We start from the raw sequence: 19,886 nt of genomic DNA on the forward strand, positions 1-19,886 counted from the left end.
CGACTGCGACAGCCGCTACTACGGCTTCTTCAATCAGGTCTACTCGGCCGCACTGCAGTTCAAGCGGTACGCCGCGGCGCCGTCGGGCCGCGCCTACGTCGCGGGTCGCAACAACGCGATCCTCTACCATCCGAATTCCGGGTGCGGCACGAAGACCGTGTACATCCGGAACCAGGCGACCGCCGGGCTGTACCTCTACACGCCGTACACGCCGAACCGCGCCGCCCTCACGAACCTCTACGGTGCGGGCGACTCATGCTCCAGCTACGGGAATCGCAACTTCTGGCGCATCTTCTCCGATTGGTTCGGCTCGCCGACCGGCGGGGCGTCGCCGGAGGGGAGATCACCTCGGCTCGAACCGGGTATCGCAGTATCAAGGTCACCGGCTGGGCGACCGACGTCGACACGACGGACCCGATCCGGGTGCACGTCTACGTCGACGGGAAGGGCCGCGCGAGCGTCGCGGCGGACGACGAGGAGTCGGGCTCCACCCGCTCGCGCGGGTTCTCGGTCGTCGTCGGCGACCTCGACCCGGGGGACCATCGCGTCTGCGTCTGGGCGATCGACGTCGGCGTGGGCAAGAACGTGCGCCTCGGCTGCCGGACGCTCGCGGTCAAGTCGGGCTCCCCGGGCGGATACATCGATGAGATCTCCGGCGCACCCGGTGCCATCGAGTTCCGGGGGTGGGCGATCGACCCGGACACCCCGGATCCGATCCGGGTGCATGTCTACGTCGACGGCAAGGGCCGTGCATCGCTGCTCGCGAACGAGACGAAGCCCGGGTTCGACGATGCCAAGCCCGGCTACGGCGACGACCACGCGTTCTCCGGGCGGATCGAGGACATCGGTCCGGGCACGCATCAGGTCTGCTTCTACGCGATCGACGTCGGCCCGGGATCCAACCGGAAGTTCGCCTGTCGCACCGTCACCATGCCCTCCGGATCTCCTGTCGGCGAGATCACGGCGAGTGGTTCCCTGAGCATCGGCGTCATCGAGGTCGCGGGCTGGGCAGTCGACCCCGACACCGTCGATCCGATCCGCGTCCACATCTACGTGGACGGTCGGGGCGCGGCCTCGGTCTCCGCGGATCAGGACGTCGACGGTGCGCTGCTCCCGGCCGGGTACGGCACGGCCCACGGCTTCAGCGCGTCACTCGCGGGGTATGCGCCCGGAGTCCACCGGGTCTGCGCGTATGCGATCGACGTCGGTGCGGGAAGCAATCGCCGAATCGGCTGCGAGGACGTCCAGATGCCGACGGGATCCCCCACCGGATTCATCGACGAGATGAGTGCGACTGGCACGAGCGGGGAACTGATGGTGCGAGGTTGGGCGTTCGACCCCGACACGATCGACCCGATCCGGGTCCACATCTACGTCGACGGGCGCGGCGCCACCTCAATCGAGGCGAGTCTCGAGAAGCCGGGCTTGTCAGACGTGTACCCGGGCATTGGAGATCTCCACGGCTACCGCACCGTGCTGACCGGACTTGCTCCCGGTGAGCACGAGATCTGCGTCTTCGCCATCGACCGGGTCGATCCAGGCTCGAACACGCTGGTCGGGTGTCGTATCAGGACGGTTCCATGAAGCCGTCGAGAGACGGCGTCAGCGACCGAAGACCCGACGAATCGCCCGCAGCGAGACGCCGTAGGCGCGCTGCACGGTGCGGTAGGCGGGGTACGAGCGAGCCGACGTGATCGCGTCGATCCTGGCGCGGGTTCGTGCTGCTTCGGCGCGGACATCGTCGAGTTCGCCACGCAGTCGGTTGCGCTCGGTACCCACTGCCCGCGCATCGGCGAGGAACGCGTCGCGCTCGCGCTCCGCCCGGAGCAGGTCGGACTGCAGGCCCGCCGCCCACGCGAGCAGGGCGGACGGACGGCCGGTTCCACGTTCGGCGGTCGTGCGGAGCGCGTCCAGCGCGGGTGCGACGTCCTGCGCGCGCTGCGCGTAGGAATGGCGCGCGCGCACCACTTCGCGCAGTGCGGCCGCCAGCTCGGATGCATCCGACCCGCCCGCCGCCTCGAGCGCCGACTCGAGCGAGGAGGCGTCGCCGTACACCGGCACCGCGTCGAGTCCGAGCTCGTCGAGGCCCGTGCGCGTGTTCGTGACGGGGAGCGCCCCCGCGGCGATCGACTCGAACAGCCGGCTGTTGTGGTTGCCGTACGCCTTCGCGGGCGGGATGACGTCGTCGAGCACGACCGCCGACGCGGCATAGGCGGACGGCAGCGCGAAGAAGTCGAGGATGCCGGCGTGCTCGGCGTGCCGGGGCAGTGGCAGGTGCTCGCCGTTCGCGCCGAACCAGGTCACCGACCTCGAGTCGGGGAGCCCGTCGATGGCATCCGCGATCTCCCGTTCGGCACCCCAGAAGTTCACCGTGGTCATCGCCGCGAAGTGCTCGGCCGGATCGGCGACCGGAGCGAAGAGCTCGAGGTCGGCGGCGATCGGAACGACCTCGACCGGGCGGCCGGTCCGCGTCGAGAGCGCCTCGGCGGAGGCCGAGGACGACGCCCATATGCCGTCGAACACGTCGAGGTAGGGCAGTTCGAGCCAGCGATCGGTCCAGTTGCGCACCCACGCGACCACGGCCGTGTGCTCGCCGACGAGCCCGGGAACGAACGACTCCACCATCACGATCGCGATGTCGACCTGCGGCATGGCGTCGCACCAGCGCTCGGCCGGCCAGAGGCGAACGCCCCAACCGTCGCGCTGGAGGTACTTCGCGAGGCCCAGCGCGACGTACAGGTCGCCCTTGCCCTCGTCGAGGTCGTCGGTCGACACGCAGAACGCGATCGTCCCGCGGGGGCCGTCGGCATACGCGCCGGCCGCGAGGCTGCGATACAGCTCGGCCTGCGTGGAGTTGGTGGGGAGGTCTGTGGGGGTCACATCGGGTGCTTCCTGCGGGGGACGAGCGGTGCGCGGCGTCGTCGCCCCTGCCCGCTCGGCGAGTCGTCAGCAAAGATCTTGGCATACGGCCGCTGATCGGGCCCCCGTCCGCCCACAGGGTGCGCGTTGCTAGACTCCGCCTGTGCCCAGCGTCTCCGTCGCCCTCTGCACGCGCAACGGGGCTCCATACGTGCGGTCGCAGCTCGACTCGATGCTGGCGCAGTCGGTGGCCCAGCACGAGTGGATCGTCTCCGACGACGACTCGCGGGACGCCACGATCGAGGTCGTCTCCGGCGTCGCCGATGCCGCAGGGCAGCCCGTCCGCATCCTCCGCAACGACCCGCCGCTCGGCGTCACGGCGAACTTCGAGCAGGCGCTCGCCGCGACGACGGGGGAGCTCATCGCGCTGAGCGACCAGGACGACGTGTGGCATCCGGAGAAGCTCGCGCGCATGGTGGCCGAGTTCGAGGCGCGTCCCGGCCTGCTGCTCCTCGCGAGCGATGCGCGCCTGGTCGACGGCGAGGGTGAGCCGACGGGGGAGCTGCTGCTCGACACGCTGTACGTGAGCGCGGGCGAGCGCGCCCGCATCCACGACGGGGACGCGTGGGGCGTGCAGCTGCGCCGCAACGTGTTGACGGGCGCGACGATGCTGCTCCGCCGCGAGCTGCTCGAGCTCGCGCGGCCGTTCCCCGCCTCGTGGGTGCATGACGAGTGGCTCGCGACGATCGCCGCGGCGACAGGCGAGGTCGACGTGCTCGAGGAGCCGCTGATCGACTACCGGCAGCACGGCGGCAACCAGATCGGCGCCGAGTCGCTGGGCTGGGCGGGGCGGATGCGACGCCTGCGCGAGCCGCGCGACGCGAGGAACGCGCGCCTGCTCGCCCGTGCCGAGGCGCTCGCCGAGCGGCTGCCCGAGCTGCCGGGCATCGCCCCCGATCGGGTCGCCGCAGCAGCCGACAAGCTCGCGCACGAGCGGGTGCGCTCCGCGCTCCCCGAGGCCCGGTGGCGCCGCGTCGGGCCGGTCCTCCGCGAGTGGCGCACGGGACGGTACGGGCGGTTCGGCCTGGGTGCGCAGGACATCCTGCGCGACCTGGTGCAGCCGGTCGGCTGAGTCGTCGACCGGGGGAGCGGCCCCCGGGGCACGGCGCCGTTTCAGGGGCATCCGTTAGACTCAGGCGACCCGCGCGACGACGCTCGATCGGGCGCACGTGATCGTGCGTCGGACGGAACCCACGCCCCCGCCGCCCCGCGGCGCTCGACCGAACCGGAGCCACATGCACTCGACTCCCCGACTCGTCGCCTTCGACCTCGACGACACGCTCGCGCCGTCGAAGTCGCCGATGGACCCGCGCATGTCCGGCCTCCTCGTCGAGCTGCTCGGCGTCGCCGAGGTGTGCATCATCTCGGGCGGCCAGATCGCGCAGTTCACCGCGCAGGTCGTGGAGCGGCTGCCCGAGGCGGATGCGGCGACGCTCGCCCGGCTGCACCTGATGCCGACCTGCGGCACGCAGTACTACCGCCACGAGGCGGGCGACTGGCGGCGCCAGTACGCGGAGGAGCTCACCGACGACGAGCGACGTCGCGCGCTCGACGCGGTCGAGGCCGCCGCGCGCGAGCTCGGCTACTGGGAGGCCGAGACGTGGGGGCCGATCCTGGAGGACCGCGGCTCGCAGGTGACGTTCTCGGCGCTCGGGCAGGCCGCCCCGGTCGCGGCGAAGGCGGCCTGGGACCCGACGAACGTGAAGAAGAACACGCTGCGCGACGCCGTGCAGCTGATGCTGCCCGACCTCGAGGTGCGCAGCGGCGGCTCGACCTCGGTCGACATCACGCGTCGCGGCATCGACAAGGCGTTCGGCATGCGACGCCTCGTCGAGGTGTCGGGCATCGCGCTCGACGAGATGCTCTTCGTCGGCGACCGGCTCGACGAGGACGGCAACGACTATCCGGTCAAGGCCATGGGCGTCGCCTGCGTGGCGGTCGAGGGCTGGGAGGACACGATCGACGTCGTCGAGGGCATCCTCGCCCGGGCTCGGGACGCGGCCGCGCCCGTCGCCTGACCGCCGCACCGCGGCACGCGGCCCCGGTCGCGATCAGAAGGCAGGCGTGAGCGCCGGCTTCCACGCGTCGCGCCAGCTCATGTCGCGCGCGGCCTTCACGGCGCAGATCACGATGAGCATCCAGCCGCCCTCGACGAGGGCGTAGCTCTCGGCGACCGACGTGACTGCGACCACGACGAGCACGAGTGCCGGCCAGACGTAGACGACGGCACGGCGGGCGGATGCCAGCAGCCACGCGCGCACGAGGGCGAGGCCCAGCATGCCCACGAACAGCACGCCGCCGATCACGCCGAGCTGGAAGTAGACGTCGACGTAGGCGCTCAGCCCGCTCGCGTGCGGGCGGCCGGTCGCCAGGGTGATCCAGCTGTACGGGGGCGACGTCGGCCAGATGCCCGCCCAGCCCCAGCCCTGCATGGGGTTCATGTCGAGGTAGCGGCTCATCTCGCGCCAGGTCTCGAGTCGCACGTCGAACTCGCCGCGTGCGTCGAGCAGCTCGATGATGCGCACGCGCGCCGCGAAGCCGATGGCGAGCGCGACGACCCCTCCGGTGACCAGCGCGACCTGCCACCGCCAGCGGGTCTGCGCGTCGGCCCGCCGCAGGCCGAACAGCGCGAGCGTGGCGACGAGCAGCACGATCAGGGAGACGAACGTGGTCGGCGAGCCCGACAGCAGCACCATGACGCCCGCGAGCACCATCGAGGCGATCGCCGTCGGCCGTGACACCGACCGGGTGCGCCACTCGACGACGAACGTCAGCGCGGCGATCAGGGCCACGAACCCGAGCAGGTTGCGGGTGCCGAACAGGCCCTGCACGGGGCCGCCGGAGGCGAGGGCGCCCTCGATGCCGAGGAACGCGATCGGGAGGTCGAGCAGGATGCCGGAGAGGACCTCGAGCGCGAGCGATGCGCCGAGCAGCACGCGGAGCACGTCGCCGGCGGCGCGCACGACCTGGATGGTGTCGCGTGCCAGGGCGACGTACACGCCGAGCAACCCGAACGCGACGAGGTAGCCCACGCGGACCGCGGTGGTCGCCGGGTACTCGCTCCAGAGCACGGATGCCGCGGCCCAGCCGACGAACACGAGCAGCGAGAGCGGCAGCACGCCGTACCAGTCCACGGCCTGCCAGCGCGCGACCAGGGAGACGCCCGCGAGCACGACCAGCGCGACGACCACGGCGATGAGGCCGGGCCACCCGATCAGGCTGCGCAGCGCGTGCGTGGCGAACCCCGTACCGAGGATCGCGAGGGTCAGCGCCTGGGCGAAGCGGGCCGAGCCCAGGAAGCGTCGCAGTGCCGGCGCGATCGGGTCGGGCATCGGCTACGGCATCGGCTCGCCGGCGAAGCGGCGGCGCTTGGTCAGGAAGGCGAGTGCGATCAGGAGCATCCAGCCGCCCTCGATGAGGATGCGGCTCTCGCCGATGCTCTGCGCGATGAGTGCGGCCGTCAGCAGGAGCGGCATCAGCGAGCTGGCCCGGTACCCGGTGCCGTTGCCGAAGTCGACCGCCGGGCGATCGACGGCGGCGAACCAGGAGCGCGAGAGCGTGCCGAGCACGAGTGCCGCGAAGACCACGAGTCCGACGACGCCGAGCTGCATCCAGACGTCGAGCCAAGCGTTGTGCGCCTGCAGGTACTCGACCCCGTTGCGCACCGCGAGCCCCGCGTACGGCTCCGTCCACGGGGCCCAATAGCCCGTCCAGCCCCAGCCGAGCACGGGACGCTCGGCGATGAGCCCCTGCACGGACGCCCAGATGTCGAGGCGGCCGGTTGCGTCCTCGCTGCGGCCGAGGAGGTCGAGCAACGGTCCCCACGCGACGACGATGGCCGTGATCGCCGCGGCGAGCGAGCCGGCCGCCGTCAGGTAGACCGGCAGGCGGCCGTGCGGGCGCCGTCTGGCCCAGAGCGCGAATCCGAGCACCGCCGCGACGACCACCGCCGCGAGCAGCACGGTCGCCGACCGGGTGAGCGCGAGCGTCAGCACGGAGACCACGATCCAGCCGATGGCGCGGTCGCGCCGGTGGCCCATCGTGCGCGTCTGGATCGAGAAGACGATGAGGCCGAGCAGCGCGATCATGCCGAGCAGGTTGCGGTTGGCGACGACGCCCTCGATCGGCCCGCCCGCGAAGAGCAGGTCGCGCGACCAGTAGAACGCGGCCGGCACATCGGCGTCGCCGTAGTCGACGAAGTTCGGCAGCAGCGGCTCGCCGACGAACAGCGCGACCCACAGCTCGAACACGAGCGAGAGCGCGAGGATCCACGCCAGTGCCCTCGCGAGCGAGCGCAGGAACTCGCCCCAGGTGAGGCAGAGGCCCAGTGCGACGCCGGCGATCGCGGTGCCGGCGAGGATCGCGACCATGAGCACCGTGGTCCACGGGTAGGCAGACCAGGCGATCGACAGCGCGGCGAGGCCGACGAACGCGATCGCCGACTTGGGCACGAGCCGCCAGTTCCAGGTCGGTCGCACCAGGACGAGGAGCACGACGGCGCCGGCGATGACGATGCCGGCGACGATGCCGAAGCCCCACCAGCCGAGCAGGTTGCGCCAGAACTGGCCGGCGAAGGCGGTGAAGAACGCGAACCCGGCCCAGGCGCGGATCGCCGAACCGAGCCACCGCGGTGATCCGGCGCGCGCGGAGATGCGGGCGCGCACGTCGGTCATGTGGTCAAGGGTACCGCCCGCGCCGGCGGCGGCGCGGTCAGGCGAACGCGGCGCTGCCCGTGATCGCCCGCCCGACGATGAGCGTGTTCATCTCGCGCGTGCCCTCGTAGGAGTACAGCGCCTCGGCATCGGCGAAGAACCGCGCGGCGCCGTGCTCGAGCACGATGCCGTTGCCGCCCATCGCCTCGCGCGCCCAGGCGACGGTCTCCCGCATGCGGGCGGTGGCATACGACTTCGCGAGCGCCGAGTGCTCGTCGCGCTGCTCGCCGCGGTCGAGCATCTCCGAGACGCGCACGACCATGCCGAGCGAGGCGGTGATGTTGCCGAGGCACTTCACCAGCAGGTCCTGCACGAGCTGGTGCGACGCGATCGGCTTGCCGAACTGCTCGCGCGTCTTCGCGTACTCGAGCGCGGCCTCGTAGGCGCCGATCGCGACGCCGACGGCGCTCCAGGCGACCTCGGCACGGGTGAGGCGCAGCACCGAGGCGGTCGCGCGGAACGAGTCGGCACGCTGCAGTCGCAGGCGCTCGGGCACGCGCACGTCCTCGAGCACGATGTCGGCGTTCTGCACCGGTCGGAGGCTGATCTTGCCCTCGATCTTCGACGCGCGGTAGCCGGGGGTGTCGGTCGGCACGATGAATCCCTTGACCTGGCCGTCGGCGACATCCTTCGCCCAGATGATCGTGATGTCCGAGAAGGTCGCGTTGCCGATCCACCGCTTCTCGCCGTTCAGCACCCACTCGTCGCCCTCACGGCGCGCGGTCGTGCGCAGGCCGCGCGCGGAGTCGGAGCCGGACAGCGGCTCGGTCAGGCCGAATGCGCCGATCACCTCGCCGGATGCGAGCTTCGGGATCCACTCCTGTCGCTGCTCGGGAGAGCCGGCGACCGCGAGCGCGCCGGTCGCGAGCCCGTTCTGCACACCGACGAAGGTGCAGATCGAGGCGTCCACCCGGGCGAGTTCCAGGGCGACGAAGCCGCGGAAGACCGCGGAGTTCTCGAACGGCGCCGTCTCGTCCCACGAGAACGACAGTGCGCCGGTGTCGGCGAGCGGCTTCACGAGCTGCATCGGGAACTCGCCGCGCTCCCAGTAGTCGTCCATGATCGGCCGCACGTCGGTCTCGAGCCACGCGCGCAGCTTCGCGAGCGCCTCGCGCTCGGGCTCCGAGAGCAGGCTCTCGTATGCGTAGAAGTCGCTGGCGAGGGGCTCGAGGGTCATGGTCGCTCCAGTGCGTGGTCGTCGGGGCGTCGGGGTGCCGCAGGGGCTCGCGCCGATCCGGCGCGTCGACGCCGGAAAGCCTAGGTCGCGCCCCGAACCGGCCCAAGGCCGTTGGTAGGTTGATGCAGTCGAACGAGCGAGAGGGCGTCCATGTTTGTGCCGATCGGCAATACTCCCCGTGACTACGCGTGGGGTTCCCACACGGCGATCGCCGACCTCCTGGGCTCGGCGGCCTCGGGCGGCCCCGAGGCGGAGCTGTGGCTCGGCGCGCACGCGGGTTCGCCGGCGCGCATCGTCGCCGACGCCCCGGAGGGCGTGGACGACCTCCGCTCGTGGATCGGCTCCGCTCCCGAGCAGGCCCTCGGCCCCGACCTCGCGCGACGCGGTGCCCGCCTGCCGTTCCTGCTGAAGGTGCTGGCGGCGGATGCCCCGCTGTCGCTGCAGGCCCACCCGGACCTCGACCGCGCCCGGCTCGGCTTCGCCCGCGAGGAGGAGGCGGGCATCGCGGTCGACGCGTTCGACCGCAACTACCGCGACGCGTTCCACAAGCCCGAGCTGATCGTCGCGGTGAGCGAGACCTTCGACGCCCTGTGCGGGTTCCGGCCGGTCGCCGAGGCGCTGGCGATCGTCGACGAGCTGGGGGCGGCGGATGCGGCGGGCGACGACCCGCAGCCGGCGGCGCTCGACCTGCTGCGCGCCCGCCTCACCGGCGACGACGGACTCCGCGAGGCGGTCGAATGGCTGCTGCGCGACGGCCGCGGCGAGGATACGGGGGAGGTGTCCTGGCTCGTCGAGCGCGTCGTCGCGCTCTCGGCGGTGCGTGCGGCGGACCCGGCCTCGCCCTTCCGCGCGGCGTTCGCGACCGTGGGCTTCCTCGCCGCGCACTACCCCGGTGACCCGGGCATCGTCATCTCGCTGCTGCTGAACCACGTCACGCTCCGTCGCGGCGAGGCCCTGTACCTGCCCGCCGGCAACATGCACGCCTACCTCCGCGGGCTCGGCATCGAGCTCATGGCCGAGAGCGACAACGTGCTGCGCGGCGGGCTCACCCCGAAGCACATCGACATCGAGGAACTCGTCGACGTGCTCGACTTCTCGCCGCTGCCGGTGCCGTACCTGCGGCCCGAACAGCCGGGCGCCGGCGTGCAGACGTTCCGGCCCGACGTGCCCGACTTCGTGCTGCACCAGGTGCGGGCGGCGGATGCCTCGGAGACGCCGATCCCGCTCGACGGACCCGCCATCGCGCTCTGCACGAGCGGCGACGTCGCGATCGCGGGGGCGCACGGCGAGACGACGTTCGGTCGCGGCGCGAGCGTCTACATCACGCCCGACGAGGGCGCGGTGACGGTGTCGGGCGACGGCGAGGTGTTCATCGCGACCGTGGGTGCCGGCTACGCCTGAGGCATCCGCCCGCCCCTGATCAGGACGCGATGCGCTGGCTGAAGGTGCGCCGGTACGCGGTGGGCGTGGTCTGCAGCACCTTGACGAAGTGGTGCCGCATGACGGCCGCGGCGCCGAACCCCGTGTCGCGCGCGATCTCCTCGAGCGTGAGGCCCGTGGTCTCGAGCAGCTGCTGCGCGCGCAGCAGGCGCTGACGGTTCAGCCAGGCGGTGGGCGTGGTGCCGGTCGCGGCGCGGAAGCGGCGAGCGAACGTGCGCGGCGACATGAGTGCACGCCGGGCGAGCGCGTCCACGGTGAGGTCCTCGTCGAGGTGCTCGAGCATCCAGTCGGTGACCTCGGCGAGCGAGTCGGCGCGCACCTCGGGCACGGGGCGCTGCACGAACTGCGACTGGCCGCCGTCGCGCTGCGGCGGCACGACCATGCGCCGGGCGACGATGTTGGCGGCCTCGGCGCCGAGCTCGGTGCGCACGATGTGCAGGGCGGCGTCGATGCCCGCGGCCGTTCCGGCGCCGGTGACGACGTGCCCGTCCTGTACGAAGAGCACGTCGGGGTCGACCTCGGAGCGGGGGAACCGGCGCTGGAGCGCGTCGGTGTACATCCAGTGGGTCGTGCAACGGCGGCCGTCGAGCACGCCGGCCTGGCCGAGCGTGAAGGCGCCGCTGCAGACCGAGAGCACCCACGCGCCGCGATCGACCGCCTCGCGGATGACCCGCAGCACCTCGGGGTGGGTGGGCGAATCGATGATGGAGGCGGGGACGGCGACGAGGTCGGCGGTCTCGGCGAACGAGAGGTCCTCCTTCACGACGAGGTCGAAGCCGAGCTTTGTCGGGACCGTGCCGGTCTCGGCGGCCACGACGTGGAAGTCGAAGGTGGGGCCGCCCTGCTCGGTGCGGTCGATGCCGAAGACCTCGCAGATGACGCCGAACTCGAACGGCGCGAGCTGGGGAGGGCGATGCAGGCGACGGTGGTGAGCATGGGCGGGCCCTCTCCTCGAGCGTGGCAGGAATGTGCCGATGTATGTCAATCCTGCCACTGGTGGCATGATCTGGCAATCCGTAGATTTCCTGCCATGACCATTCTCCTCATCCTCGTCCTCGTCGCGGTGGCCGCGTGGGGCGTCGTCGAGACGCTCCGGAGGATCGACGGGGACGGCTACGGCCGCCCGGAGATCCGCGACCGCATCCGCCACGTCGAGCGCCGCGCCACGCCCCGGATCTGATTCCGGCCCGACCGGCCCCGCCGGTCGTCCCCGTCCGCCTCGCGCGAGCCCGGCCCGTCGATAGAGTGTCGACGGGCCGGCCCCACTCGGCCCGCGAGGAGGACACGTGAACTGGTTGGTCACCGGCGGCGCCGGCTACATCGGGGCGCACGTCGTGCGCGCGCTCGTCGCGGAGGGGCTCGGCACCGTGGTGCTCGACGACCTGTCGTCGGGACGGCGCGGCTTCGTGCCCGACGGCGTGCCGCTGGTGCACGGGTCGATCCTCGACGGCCCGCTCGTCGACCGCACGCTGCACGAGTACGAGATCGCCGGGGTCATCCACGTCGCGGGCTTCAAGTACGCGGGCGTCTCGGTGCAGGAGCCGCTGCACACCTACCGCCAGAACGTCACGGGCACCGCGACGCTGCTGGCCGCGATGCAGGAGCGCGGGGTCGAGCGGATCGTGTTCTCGTCGAGCGCGGCCGTCTACGGCACGCCCGACGTCGACCTGGTCACCGAGGACACGCCCAAGTCGCCCGAGTCGCCCTACGGCGAGTCGAAGCTGATCGGCGAGTGGATGCTGCGCGACCAGGGGGTCGCCACGGGCCTGCGCCACACCTCCCTGCGCTACTTCAACGTCGTCGGCTCGGGCACGTCCGAGGTCTACGACGTCAGCCCGCACAACCTGTTCCCGCTCGTCTTCGACGCGCTCATCGAGGGACGCACTCCGCGCATCAACGGCGACGACTACCCGACGCCCGACGGCACCTGCGTGCGCGACTACCTGCACGTCGCCGACCTCGCGGCGGCCCACGTCGTGGCGGCGAAGCGGCTCGCCGACGACCAGCCGATCGAGCCGGTCTACAACCTCGGCTCCGGAGACGGGGTCTCCGTCGGCGAGATCATGCGCGCGGTCGCCGAGGTCACGGGCATCGACTTCACGCCCGAGATCGCGCCGCGGCGCGCGGGCGACCCGGCCCGCATCGTCGCGTCCGGCGACCTCGCCGCGCGCGACCTCGACTGGCGCATGCGGCACTCCCTCGCAGACATGGTCGCGAGCGCGTGGGAGGCCCGCCGGGCGGCATCCGACCCGACCGCCTGATCACGGATCCGCACCGGATCGGCGTGTCGTGATGGCCGCCTAACCCTCGACGACGCCTTGAGGGTTTAACATCTGCGACTTGACGCGCGCGAACTACACGAGTGTAATTACACGTGACGCGGCGACACGCCGAGTCGGTACGAATGGGTGGGAGACGATATGGCTGTTCCCGAATATCGTTCTGGCGTACCGGACGACTGGTTCATCGACCCCGTGAAGCTCGGGGTCCCGGGGGTTCGCGCACAGACCGACGACGACAATCCGCTCTCCTGGCAGACGGATGCGCTCTGCGCGCAGACGGATCCGGAGGCGTTCTTCCCCGAGAAGGGCGGCTCCACGCGCGACGCGAAGAAGATCTGCACCACGTGCGAGGTGCGCTCGCAGTGCCTCGAGTACGCGCTGGCGAACGACGAGCGCTTCGGCATCTGGGGCGGCCTCTCCGAGCGCGAGCGCCGCAAGCTGCGCCGGCGGGCGGTCTGACCGGTCGCTCGGCCCCCGATCGGGGCACGCCGCGCGGCTGAACGGCGTGCGGGAGGACCCGACCTAGGCTGAGCGCGATGATCCCGAGTGTCGCCGCCGTCCTCGTCGTCCGCGGCGAGGCTCCGCTCCTCGAGCGAGCGCTCGAGGCCGTTCGCGGGCAGCACCGCGCCGTCGACTCGCTGACCGTCGTCGCCTGCCGGGTGCCGGATGCCGCGCTGTCGCGGATCGAGCGGGCCGAGCCCGACCACATCGTGACCAGTGCGCAGGAGCTCGACTACGGCGCCGCACTGCGGGCGGGAGTCGCAGCCCACCCCGAGGGGGCCTCGGACGAGCTCCTCTGGTTGCTCGACGCCGCCACGATCCCGACGCCGGACGCGCTGCGGGTGCTCGCCGCCGAACTCGAGACGGCGCCGTCGGTCGTCGCGGCCGCGCCGAAGCTCGTGCGCGACGACGAACCCGACCGCATCGCGTCGATGGGCGAGTCGATGACCCGGCTCGGCGCGTCGGTGGACCTGGTGGGGGGCGAGCTCGACCAGGGCCAGCACGACCGGCTGAGCGACGTGCTCGGGACTTCGCCGCACGGCATGCTCGTGCGGCGTTCGGCGTGGGACGACCTCGACGGGCTCGATCCGGCGCTGCCGGCCGTCGACGACGGCCTCGACCTCGGCGTGCGCGCGCGCCTCGCCGGCCACCGCGTCGTCGTCGTGCCGGCGGCGGCCGTGCGCATCGCCGCCGACCGCGACGACCGCCGCGCCGGGGCGGCCGCCCGACGCCGGCACCGGGAGCGACGCTCTGCCCAGCTGCACCGGAGGTTCGCGTACGCCGCATGGCCGGCGCTGCCCGTGCACTGGCTGTCGCTGCTCCCGCTCGCCGTGCTGCGGTCGGCGTGGCACCTGCTGACCAAGGCGCCCGGGTCGATCCCCGGCGAGTGGGTGGCGTCGGCGCGGGCGCTGGTGCTGCTCGGGCCGGTGGTCGCCGCGCGCCGTCGGATCCGGCGGAATCGAGGGGCCAGGTGGAGCGCCATCGCTCCGCTCCGGCTCCCGCCCGACGAGCTGCGCCGCCGACGCGCGCAGGAGCGCGACGCGCGCCGAGTGCGCGCGCGCGGCCAGCGCGAGGAGGTGCACTTCATCGCGGGCGGCGGTGGCTGGACGGTGCTCGCCGCGACCGTGGCATCCGTGGCCCTGTTCCTCTTCCTGATCGGGTCGTCGGGCGTCTCCGGCGGCGGACTCCAGCCGCTCGCCGCGCAGGTCGGCGAGCTCTGGGGTTCCGCGGCCTACGGCTGGCGCGACATCGACACCGGCTTCGTCGGCGCGGCCGACCCGTTCGCCGGCGTGCTCGCCGTGCTCGGCACCGCGAACTGGTGGTCGCCGTCGTTCGCGCTCGTGCTGCTCTGGATCGGCGCCGTTCCGCTGTCGGCGCTCGGCGGCTGGTTCGCCGCCGCGCGCCTCACCGACCGCGCCGGCATCCGCGCGGTCACCGGGCTCGCGTGGGCCGTCGCGCCGCCGCTCTTGGTGGCCCTCGCCGACGGCCGGCCCGCCGCGGTGCTCGCCCACGTGCTGCTGCCCTGGCTGGTCTGGTCGATGATCGCGGCGGCACGCTCCTGGCCGGCGGCGGCGGTCGCCGCGCTGCTGTTCGCCGCGGTCGTGGCCTGCGCGCCGTCGCTCGCTCCCGCCCTCGTGCTGGGCTGGCTCGTCGCCGCGATCGTCAGCCGGCACCCGCTGCGCTACCTCGGCATCCCGGTGCCGGCGGCGGTGCTCGCCGCGCCCCTCGTCATCGACCAGGTCGTGCGCGGCACGCCGCTCGGCCTGCTCGCGGACCCCGGCCTGCCGACGGCGTCGGGCCCGACCGGCGGCACGGCGCTCGTGCTCGCCTTCCCGGCCGACGCGTACGCGGCGTGGGCGGAACCGCTCGCGGCGCTCACGGGCGGCACCATCGCACCGACGGTGCTCGTGGCGTCGATGCTCCTGCCGCTCGGGCTGCTGGCGGCCGCGGCCGTGTTCGTGCGCGGTGCCCGCGCCGGCATCGGCGCGCTCGGGATCGCCCTGGCGGGGTTCGCGACCGCGGCCGCGGCGGCGCAGGTCTCGGTCGCCACCGCGGGCGAGGACGCGGTGCGGGTGTGGACGGGAGCGGGCCTCAGCCTGTACTGGCTGGGGCTGCTCGGGGCCGCGCTCGTGACGCTCCGCGCGATCGGGCGCCATTCCGCGGTGCCGGGGGCCGTCGCGCTGCTCGGCGTCGTGCTGGCGATCCTGCCGGTCGGGGTCGCGATCGCGACCGGCTCGGCGGCGGTGCAGCCCGCCGGGCCGCGGACGGTGCCCGCGTTCGTCGAGGCCGCGGCGGCCGAGGACCCCCGCGTGGCCACGCTGCGGCTCGTGCCGCAGGCGGACGGCGGCCTGCGCGCGGTGCTCGAGCACGGCGCCGGCACGACCCTCGACGAGCAGTCGACGCTCGCGGCCACGGCGGATGCGCTCGATGACGACCAGCGCGAGCTCGCGGAGCTCGCGGGCAACCTCGCCAGCCGCACCGGCTTCGACACCACGGCCGGGCTCGAGCAGTTCGGCATCCGGTTCGTGCTGCTCGGCACCGCGTCCGACGACGAACGACGGGCGACGGCGACCGAGGCGCGCGCCGCCACCGCCATGGACCAGAATGCGGCCCTGGTGCCCGTCGGGGACACCGAGTTCGGACGCTTGTACCGCACCGCGGACGAGGGCGACACGACGGCCGCGACCGCGATCCCCGTCGGTGCGGGGGCGCGTGGGGCGCGTGGGTCGTCGGCATCCAGCTCGCGGTCGTGATCGGCACGCTGCTGCTGGCGATGCCGATCGGGGCCGGGCGGGAGCGGGGCGCCGCAGGCCGACCCCGCCGCCGCTCGTCGACACGGTCGTGCGCGCCGATGCCGCCGCCGAGCAGGATGCTGCCGAGCAGGACGCGGCCGAGCAGGACGCTGCCGAGCAGGACGCAGCCGAGCAGGACGCGGCCGAGCAGGATGCTGCGGAGCAGGACGCCGCCTCGTCGCCGGAGCCCGAGCCGGGCCCCCGGACGCGGCCGCCGCCGCCGACGATCCGGGTGCCGACACGGATGCCGCCGAGGCCGACGCCCGGCCGGACGAGCGGACGGACCGAGGGGAGACGCATGATCGCCGCACGCACGGTCGCGCTGGTGGGCGCTCGCATCGGTGCGGGCGTGCTCGCCCTGGGGGTCTGCGCGACCGTCGCCGTCGTCGCCGCGGTCGAGCCGCTGCCCGAGGTGTCGGTCGAGCCGCCGTCGGTGCGCGTGCTGCCGGCGGACTCGCAGGAGGTGCGCGCGTGCGCCGGCCCGTTGCTCGCGCTCGCCGAGGACTCCGCGGAGGCCACCGGGGCGACGGCGCTCGGCGTGCCGGCACTCGTCGACGGGGCGTTCCCCGACGGGGCCGCGATCGAGGAGCAGGCCGCGCTGGCCATCGACGTCCCGGGCGCCGACGCGCTCGGCGGCGTGGCGTGGTTCGCGACCGCTCCGGGCGAGGTCGAGCCCGGCCTGCTCGCCGCCGCGTCGTCGCAGGGCGTCGCGAGCGAGCGCGTGGCGGGCTTCGCCGCGGCCGCGTGCACCGAGCCGGTCGCGGAGGCGTGGCTCGTCGGCGGCGCGGTCTCGGTCGGCCGCACGACCGTGCTGTCGCTCGTGAACCCCGGCGAGGTGGCCGCGACCGTGCGCGTCGAGGTGTTCTCCGAGCTCGGTCGCCTCGAGTCGGCCGGCGGCTCGCTCGTCGTGGCCCCGGGCACGCAACGCGTCGTGGCGCTGTCGGGCATCGCCCCCGACGCGCGCTCGCCCGTCGTGCACGTCACGTCGACGGGCGGACGGGTGGCGGCAACGATGCAGCAGAGCATCGTGCGCGGGCTCGACCCCGACGGCGTGGCGATCGTCTCCGCCGGCGACGCGCCCGCGACCGACCTGGTGATCCCGGGCGTGCCGCGCGGCATCTCGGGCGACGGCGACGCCGACCACGTGGGCGACGACGACGCCGTGTCGGTCGTGCGCCTGCTCGCCCCGGGCGACGAGGACGCCGATGCGACGGTCTCCTTCCACGACGCCGCAGGCGCGACACTCGGTTCGCTCGAGGTCGCGCTGCGTGCGGGGCTGGTGGCCGACGTGCCCGTGCCGACGCTCTCGGCGACGGTGGTCGACGTGCGTGTACGCGCCGACGGTCCGGTCGTCGCGGCCGCTCGGGCGACGACCGGCGACCCCGACGACGACGCCGGCAGCGACTTCACCTGGTACGCCGGCGCGCCGGAGCTGGTGGACGCGGTCGCGGTGGCGATCGCACCGGGGCCGTCGCCGCGTCTCGTGCTCGCGAGCGACGGGGAGGCCCGCGCGGTGCGCGTCACCGACGCATCGGGCGGGGAGCGCGTCGTGGAGGTGCCCGCGGGCGGCTCGGCGAGCGTGACCGTGTCGGGCGGCGACGTGCTCCGTCTCGACGACGCGACCGGCGTGCACGCCGCCGTCACGTACGCGGATGCCACGGAGTCGGCCGCGTACCCGGTGCTGCCGCCGGGCGCGTTGGACGCGCCGATCCGCGTCTACCCGCGCTGACGCCGGGCGCCCGGGCGGCGCGGGCCCGGAGGCATCCGCTCGCCGCCCTGCCCCGCCCGGCGGCTCAGAACCCGCGGTACCGGTTCGGCGCGAGGTCCCACGGGTCGGTGTCGAGCAGGTCGGCGACGGCACGGAACACGCAGCTCTCGATGAGCATGCGCTCGTGCAGCTCGTCGACGTCCTCCGCGTGGGCGAAGCGCACGATCGGCAGGCGGTACAGCACGATGCGCCGGGCGTCGTGGTGCACCTTCCAGCGGTCGACGTGGTCGTCGTGGATGGCCTCGGCCGGGGCCTGCGCCACCTCGAACCGCACGCCCGCGAGCTCATCGGGCCAGAGCCCGCGCAGGTACGCCGCGGTCGTCGAGACGATGAGCTCGAAGTCGCCCTCGCGCGTGCGCAGCATGGGCAGGTGCGGGCCGGCGACCGACGAGCGCAGCCCGCGGCCGTGGCGGTTGCGCGCCGACCGTCGCGGCGAGCGAACCGTGGCGGCGCGGCGGCGGGGTCGTGGCATGTCGCAATCCTACTGTCGGCCCCTCGGTCGCTACGCTGGGAGGCGCCATGGACCGCACCTGCTCGCGCATCGCCTGCACCGCCTCGGCGGTCGCGACGCTCACCTACGTCTACGCCGACCAGATGGCGGTGCTCGGTCCGCTCGCGGTCGCCGCCGAGCCGCACAGCTACGACCTGTGCGCCCGGCACGCGGAGCGCACGTCGGCGCCGCAGGGCTGGCAGGTCGTGCGGCACTCGGTGCTCGGCGACGACCTCGTCGGCGGCCTCGGCGTCACCGGCTGACGCACGCCCGCGCGGCGCGACCCGCTCGGCTGCGAGAATGAGGGCATGAGCACCCTCCCCGTCACGTCCGCACTGCCGTTCAAGGTCGCCGACCTCTCGCTGGCGCCCGCCGGCCGCCACCAGATCCGGCTCGCCGAGAACGAGATGCCGGGCCTCATGGCCCTGCGCGAGGAGTTCGGCCCGTCGCAGCCGCTCGCCGGCGCGCGCATCGCGGGGAGCCTGCACATGACCGTGCAGACTGCCGTGCTCATCGAGACCCTCGTCGCGCTCGGCGCGCAGGTGCGCTGGGCGAGCTGCAACATCTTCTCCACGCAGGACGAGGCGGCCGCGGCCGTCGTCGTCGGGCCCGATGGCACGGTCGAGGCGCCCGCGGGCGTGCCGGTCTTCGCCTGGAAGGGCGAGACGCTCGAGGAGTACTGGTGGTGCACCGACCGCATCTTCGACTGGACCGCCGAGGCGGCCGCGGCGAGCGACGGCTACACGGGCCCGAACCTGATCCTCGACGACGGCGGCGACGCGACGCTGCTCGTGCACAAGGGTCGCGAGTTCGAGGCGGCCGGGGTGGTGCCCGAGGCGACGGATGCCACGAGCGCCGAGTACCGCGTCGTGCTCGACACGCTCCGGGCATCGCTCGAGCAGGACGCTTCCCGCTGGACCCGCGTCGCCGACGACCTGCTGGGCGTCACCGAGGAGACCACGACCGGCGTGCACCGCCTCTACGAACTGCACGCGGCCGGCGACCTGCTGTTCCCGGCGATCAACGTGAACGACTCGGTGACGAAGTCGAAGTTCGACAACAAGTACGGCATCCGCCACTCGCTGCCCGACGGCCTGAACCGCGCGACCGACGTGCTCATGGGCGGCAAGGTCGCGTTCGTCGCGGGCTACGGCGACGTCGGCAAGGGCGCCGCCGAGGCGCTGCGCGGCCAGGGCGCCCGGGTGATCGTGAGCGAGATCGACCCGATCAACGCGCTGCAGGCGGCCATGGACGGGTACGAGGTCAAGCGCCTCGAGACCGTGATCGGCGAGATCGACATCCTCGTGACGGGCACCGGCAACAAGGACGTCGTGCGCGTCGAGCACCTGCTCGGGCTCAAGCACCTCGCGGTGGTCGCCAACGTCGGCCACTTCGACAACGAGATCGACATGGCGGCGCTCGAGTCGCTGCCCGGTGCGGAGCGGGTCGAGATCAAGCCGCAGGTGCACGAGTGGCGCCTGCCGAGCGGACGCAGCGTGCTCGTGCTCTCCGAGGGGCGCCTGATGAACCTCGGCAACGCCACGGGGCATCCGTCGTTCGTGATGAGCAACTCGTTCACGAACCAGGTGCTCGCGCAGCTCGAGCTCTACACGCGCACCGACGCGTACCCGACCGGGGTCTACGTGCTGCCGAAGCACCTCGACGAGAAGGTCGCGCGCCTGCACCTCGACGCCCTCGGCGTCGAGCTCACCGAGCTCACGCCCGATCAGGCCGCGTACATCGGCGTGCCGGTCGAGGGTCCGTACAAGGTGGACCATTACCGGTACTGAGACCGGCGCCCGCGG

17 protein-coding genes are annotated in these 19,886 nt (G+C 73.2%); 11 read left to right on the forward strand and 6 right to left on the reverse strand.

The genetic code is table 11. The features are described from left to right. The first annotated feature begins 255 nt into the window (after positions 1–255). Positions 256–1,584 (forward strand): hypothetical protein, encoded by a 1,329-nt coding sequence (locus tag QUE38_RS13555; protein WP_286308793.1) that lies wholly within the window; start codon positions 256–258, stop codon positions 1,582–1,584. A gap of 18 nt (positions 1,585–1,602) precedes the next feature. Here QUE38_RS13555 and QUE38_RS13560 read toward each other — a convergent pair whose 3' ends face one another. After that, a complete protein-coding gene (locus QUE38_RS13560) occupies positions 1,603–2,880 on the reverse strand; it encodes a glycosyltransferase family protein (protein ID WP_286308794.1) in 1,278 nt (425 codons plus the stop codon). A 142-nt stretch (positions 2,881–3,022) separates the two neighbouring features. Between QUE38_RS13560 and QUE38_RS13565 the strand changes: the two genes are divergently transcribed. Together QUE38_RS13565 and QUE38_RS13570 are read left to right on the forward strand one after the other, a co-directional pair. After that, a complete protein-coding gene (locus QUE38_RS13565) occupies positions 3,023–3,991 on the forward strand; it encodes a glycosyltransferase family 2 protein (protein WP_286308795.1) in 969 nt (322 codons plus the stop codon). Between the two features lie 163 nt (positions 3,992–4,154). Beyond that, positions 4,155–4,937: an HAD-IIB family hydrolase gene (locus QUE38_RS13570; protein ID WP_286308796.1), complete on the forward strand. Its 783-nt coding sequence runs from the start codon at positions 4,155–4,157 to the stop codon at positions 4,935–4,937. A gap of 33 nt (positions 4,938–4,970) precedes the next feature. On the opposite strand, the gene QUE38_RS13575 is transcribed toward QUE38_RS13570, so the two are convergent. From QUE38_RS13575 to QUE38_RS13585, 3 genes are read right to left on the reverse strand one after another with little or no spacing between them, the layout of a single operon-like run. Beyond that, on the reverse strand, positions 4,971–6,251 hold the full coding sequence (locus tag QUE38_RS13575) for an O-antigen ligase family protein (RefSeq protein ID WP_286308797.1): 1,281 nt from the start codon (positions 6,249–6,251) through the stop codon (positions 4,971–4,973). A 3-nt stretch (positions 6,252–6,254) separates the two neighbouring features. Beyond that, a complete protein-coding gene (locus tag QUE38_RS13580; protein ID WP_286308798.1) occupies positions 6,255–7,592 on the reverse strand; it encodes an O-antigen ligase family protein in 1,338 nt (445 codons plus the stop codon). 37 nt (positions 7,593–7,629) lie between these two features. Next, positions 7,630–8,808: an acyl-CoA dehydrogenase family protein gene (locus QUE38_RS13585; protein ID WP_286308799.1), complete on the reverse strand. Its 1,179-nt coding sequence runs from the start codon at positions 8,806–8,808 to the stop codon at positions 7,630–7,632. Positions 8,809–8,958: 150 nt separating this feature from the next. Here QUE38_RS13585 and manA point away from each other — a divergent pair, with 150 nt between their 5' ends. Continuing rightward, positions 8,959–10,209: a mannose-6-phosphate isomerase, class I gene (gene manA, locus QUE38_RS13590; RefSeq protein ID WP_286308800.1), complete on the forward strand. Its 1,251-nt coding sequence runs from the start codon at positions 8,959–8,961 to the stop codon at positions 10,207–10,209. A gap of 19 nt (positions 10,210–10,228) precedes the next feature. Here the strand turns inward: manA and QUE38_RS13595 are convergent, their stop codons facing one another. Further along, entirely contained in the window at positions 10,229–11,242 is a 1,014-nt protein-coding gene (locus QUE38_RS13595; protein WP_350227477.1) for a GlxA family transcriptional regulator, read from the reverse strand. Positions 11,243–11,278: 36 nt separating this feature from the next. Here QUE38_RS13595 and QUE38_RS13600 point away from each other — a divergent pair, with 36 nt between their 5' ends. The 5 genes from QUE38_RS13600 to QUE38_RS13620 all read left to right on the forward strand — a co-directional run bounded on the left by QUE38_RS13600 (position 11,279) and on the right by QUE38_RS13620 (position 17,552). Then, positions 11,279–11,428, forward strand: coding sequence for a hypothetical protein (locus tag QUE38_RS13600; RefSeq protein ID WP_286308801.1), 150 nt, complete (start codon positions 11,279–11,281; stop codon positions 11,426–11,428). Positions 11,429–11,534: 106 nt separating this feature from the next. Next, positions 11,535–12,509, forward strand: a complete 975-nt coding sequence (gene galE / locus QUE38_RS13605; RefSeq protein ID WP_286308802.1) for a UDP-glucose 4-epimerase GalE — start codon at positions 11,535–11,537, stop codon at positions 12,507–12,509. Between the two features lie 159 nt (positions 12,510–12,668). Continuing rightward, complete coding sequence (locus QUE38_RS13610; RefSeq protein WP_286308803.1) at positions 12,669–12,989, forward strand: WhiB family transcriptional regulator; 321 nt, start codon at positions 12,669–12,671, stop codon at positions 12,987–12,989. Positions 12,990–13,066: 77 nt separating this feature from the next. Further along, positions 13,067–15,784: a glycosyltransferase gene (locus QUE38_RS13615; protein WP_286308804.1), complete on the forward strand. Its 2,718-nt coding sequence runs from the start codon at positions 13,067–13,069 to the stop codon at positions 15,782–15,784. Positions 15,785–15,872: 88 nt separating this feature from the next. Continuing rightward, positions 15,873–17,552, forward strand: coding sequence for a DUF5719 family protein (locus QUE38_RS13620; RefSeq protein ID WP_286308805.1), 1,680 nt, complete (start codon positions 15,873–15,875; stop codon positions 17,550–17,552). 64 nt (positions 17,553–17,616) lie between these two features. Here the strand turns inward: QUE38_RS13620 and QUE38_RS13625 are convergent, their stop codons facing one another. Then, positions 17,617–18,063, reverse strand: coding sequence for a metallopeptidase family protein (locus QUE38_RS13625; RefSeq protein ID WP_286308806.1), 447 nt, complete (start codon positions 18,061–18,063; stop codon positions 17,617–17,619). Between the two features lie 47 nt (positions 18,064–18,110). Between QUE38_RS13625 and QUE38_RS13630 the strand changes: the two genes are divergently transcribed. Further along, entirely contained in the window at positions 18,111–18,344 is a 234-nt protein-coding gene (locus QUE38_RS13630; RefSeq protein WP_286308807.1) for a DUF3499 family protein, read from the forward strand. A gap of 45 nt (positions 18,345–18,389) precedes the next feature. Next, a complete protein-coding gene (ahcY, locus tag QUE38_RS13635; RefSeq protein ID WP_286308808.1) occupies positions 18,390–19,871 on the forward strand; it encodes an adenosylhomocysteinase in 1,482 nt (493 codons plus the stop codon). Positions 19,872–19,886: the final 15 nt, after the last annotated feature.

Origin of the sequence: Agromyces mangrovi (assembly GCF_030296695.1) — a bacterium.
Taxonomy (GTDB): domain Bacteria; phylum Actinomycetota; class Actinomycetes; order Actinomycetales; family Microbacteriaceae; genus Agromyces; species Agromyces mangrovi.

Excerpts from the sequence above, each read along its gene's own strand:
- QUE38_RS13610 (WP_286308803.1), top strand. The coding sequence starts at position 12,669 with ATGGCTGTTCCCGAATATCGTTCTGGCGTACCGGACGACTGGTTCATC.
- QUE38_RS13580 (WP_286308798.1), bottom strand. The coding sequence starts at position 7,592 with ATGACCGACGTGCGCGCCCGCATCTCCGCGCGCGCCGGATCACCGCGG.
- QUE38_RS13575 (WP_286308797.1), bottom strand. The coding sequence starts at position 6,251 with ATGCCCGACCCGATCGCGCCGGCACTGCGACGCTTCCTGGGCTCGGCC.
- QUE38_RS13555 (WP_286308793.1), top strand. The coding sequence starts at position 256 with ATGCTCCAGCTACGGGAATCGCAACTTCTGGCGCATCTTCTCCGATTG.
- QUE38_RS13570 (WP_286308796.1), top strand. The coding sequence starts at position 4,155 with ATGCACTCGACTCCCCGACTCGTCGCCTTCGACCTCGACGACACGCTC.
- QUE38_RS13630 (WP_286308807.1), top strand. The coding sequence starts at position 18,111 with ATGGACCGCACCTGCTCGCGCATCGCCTGCACCGCCTCGGCGGTCGCG.
- ahcY (WP_286308808.1), top strand. The coding sequence starts at position 18,390 with ATGAGCACCCTCCCCGTCACGTCCGCACTGCCGTTCAAGGTCGCCGAC.
- manA (WP_286308800.1), top strand. The coding sequence starts at position 8,959 with ATGTTTGTGCCGATCGGCAATACTCCCCGTGACTACGCGTGGGGTTCC.
- QUE38_RS13600 (WP_286308801.1), top strand. The coding sequence starts at position 11,279 with ATGACCATTCTCCTCATCCTCGTCCTCGTCGCGGTGGCCGCGTGGGGC.
- QUE38_RS13585 (WP_286308799.1), bottom strand. The coding sequence starts at position 8,808 with ATGACCCTCGAGCCCCTCGCCAGCGACTTCTACGCATACGAGAGCCTG.
- QUE38_RS13615 (WP_286308804.1), top strand. The coding sequence starts at position 13,067 with ATGATCCCGAGTGTCGCCGCCGTCCTCGTCGTCCGCGGCGAGGCTCCG.
- QUE38_RS13625 (WP_286308806.1), bottom strand. The coding sequence starts at position 18,063 with ATGCCACGACCCCGCCGCCGCGCCGCCACGGTTCGCTCGCCGCGACGG.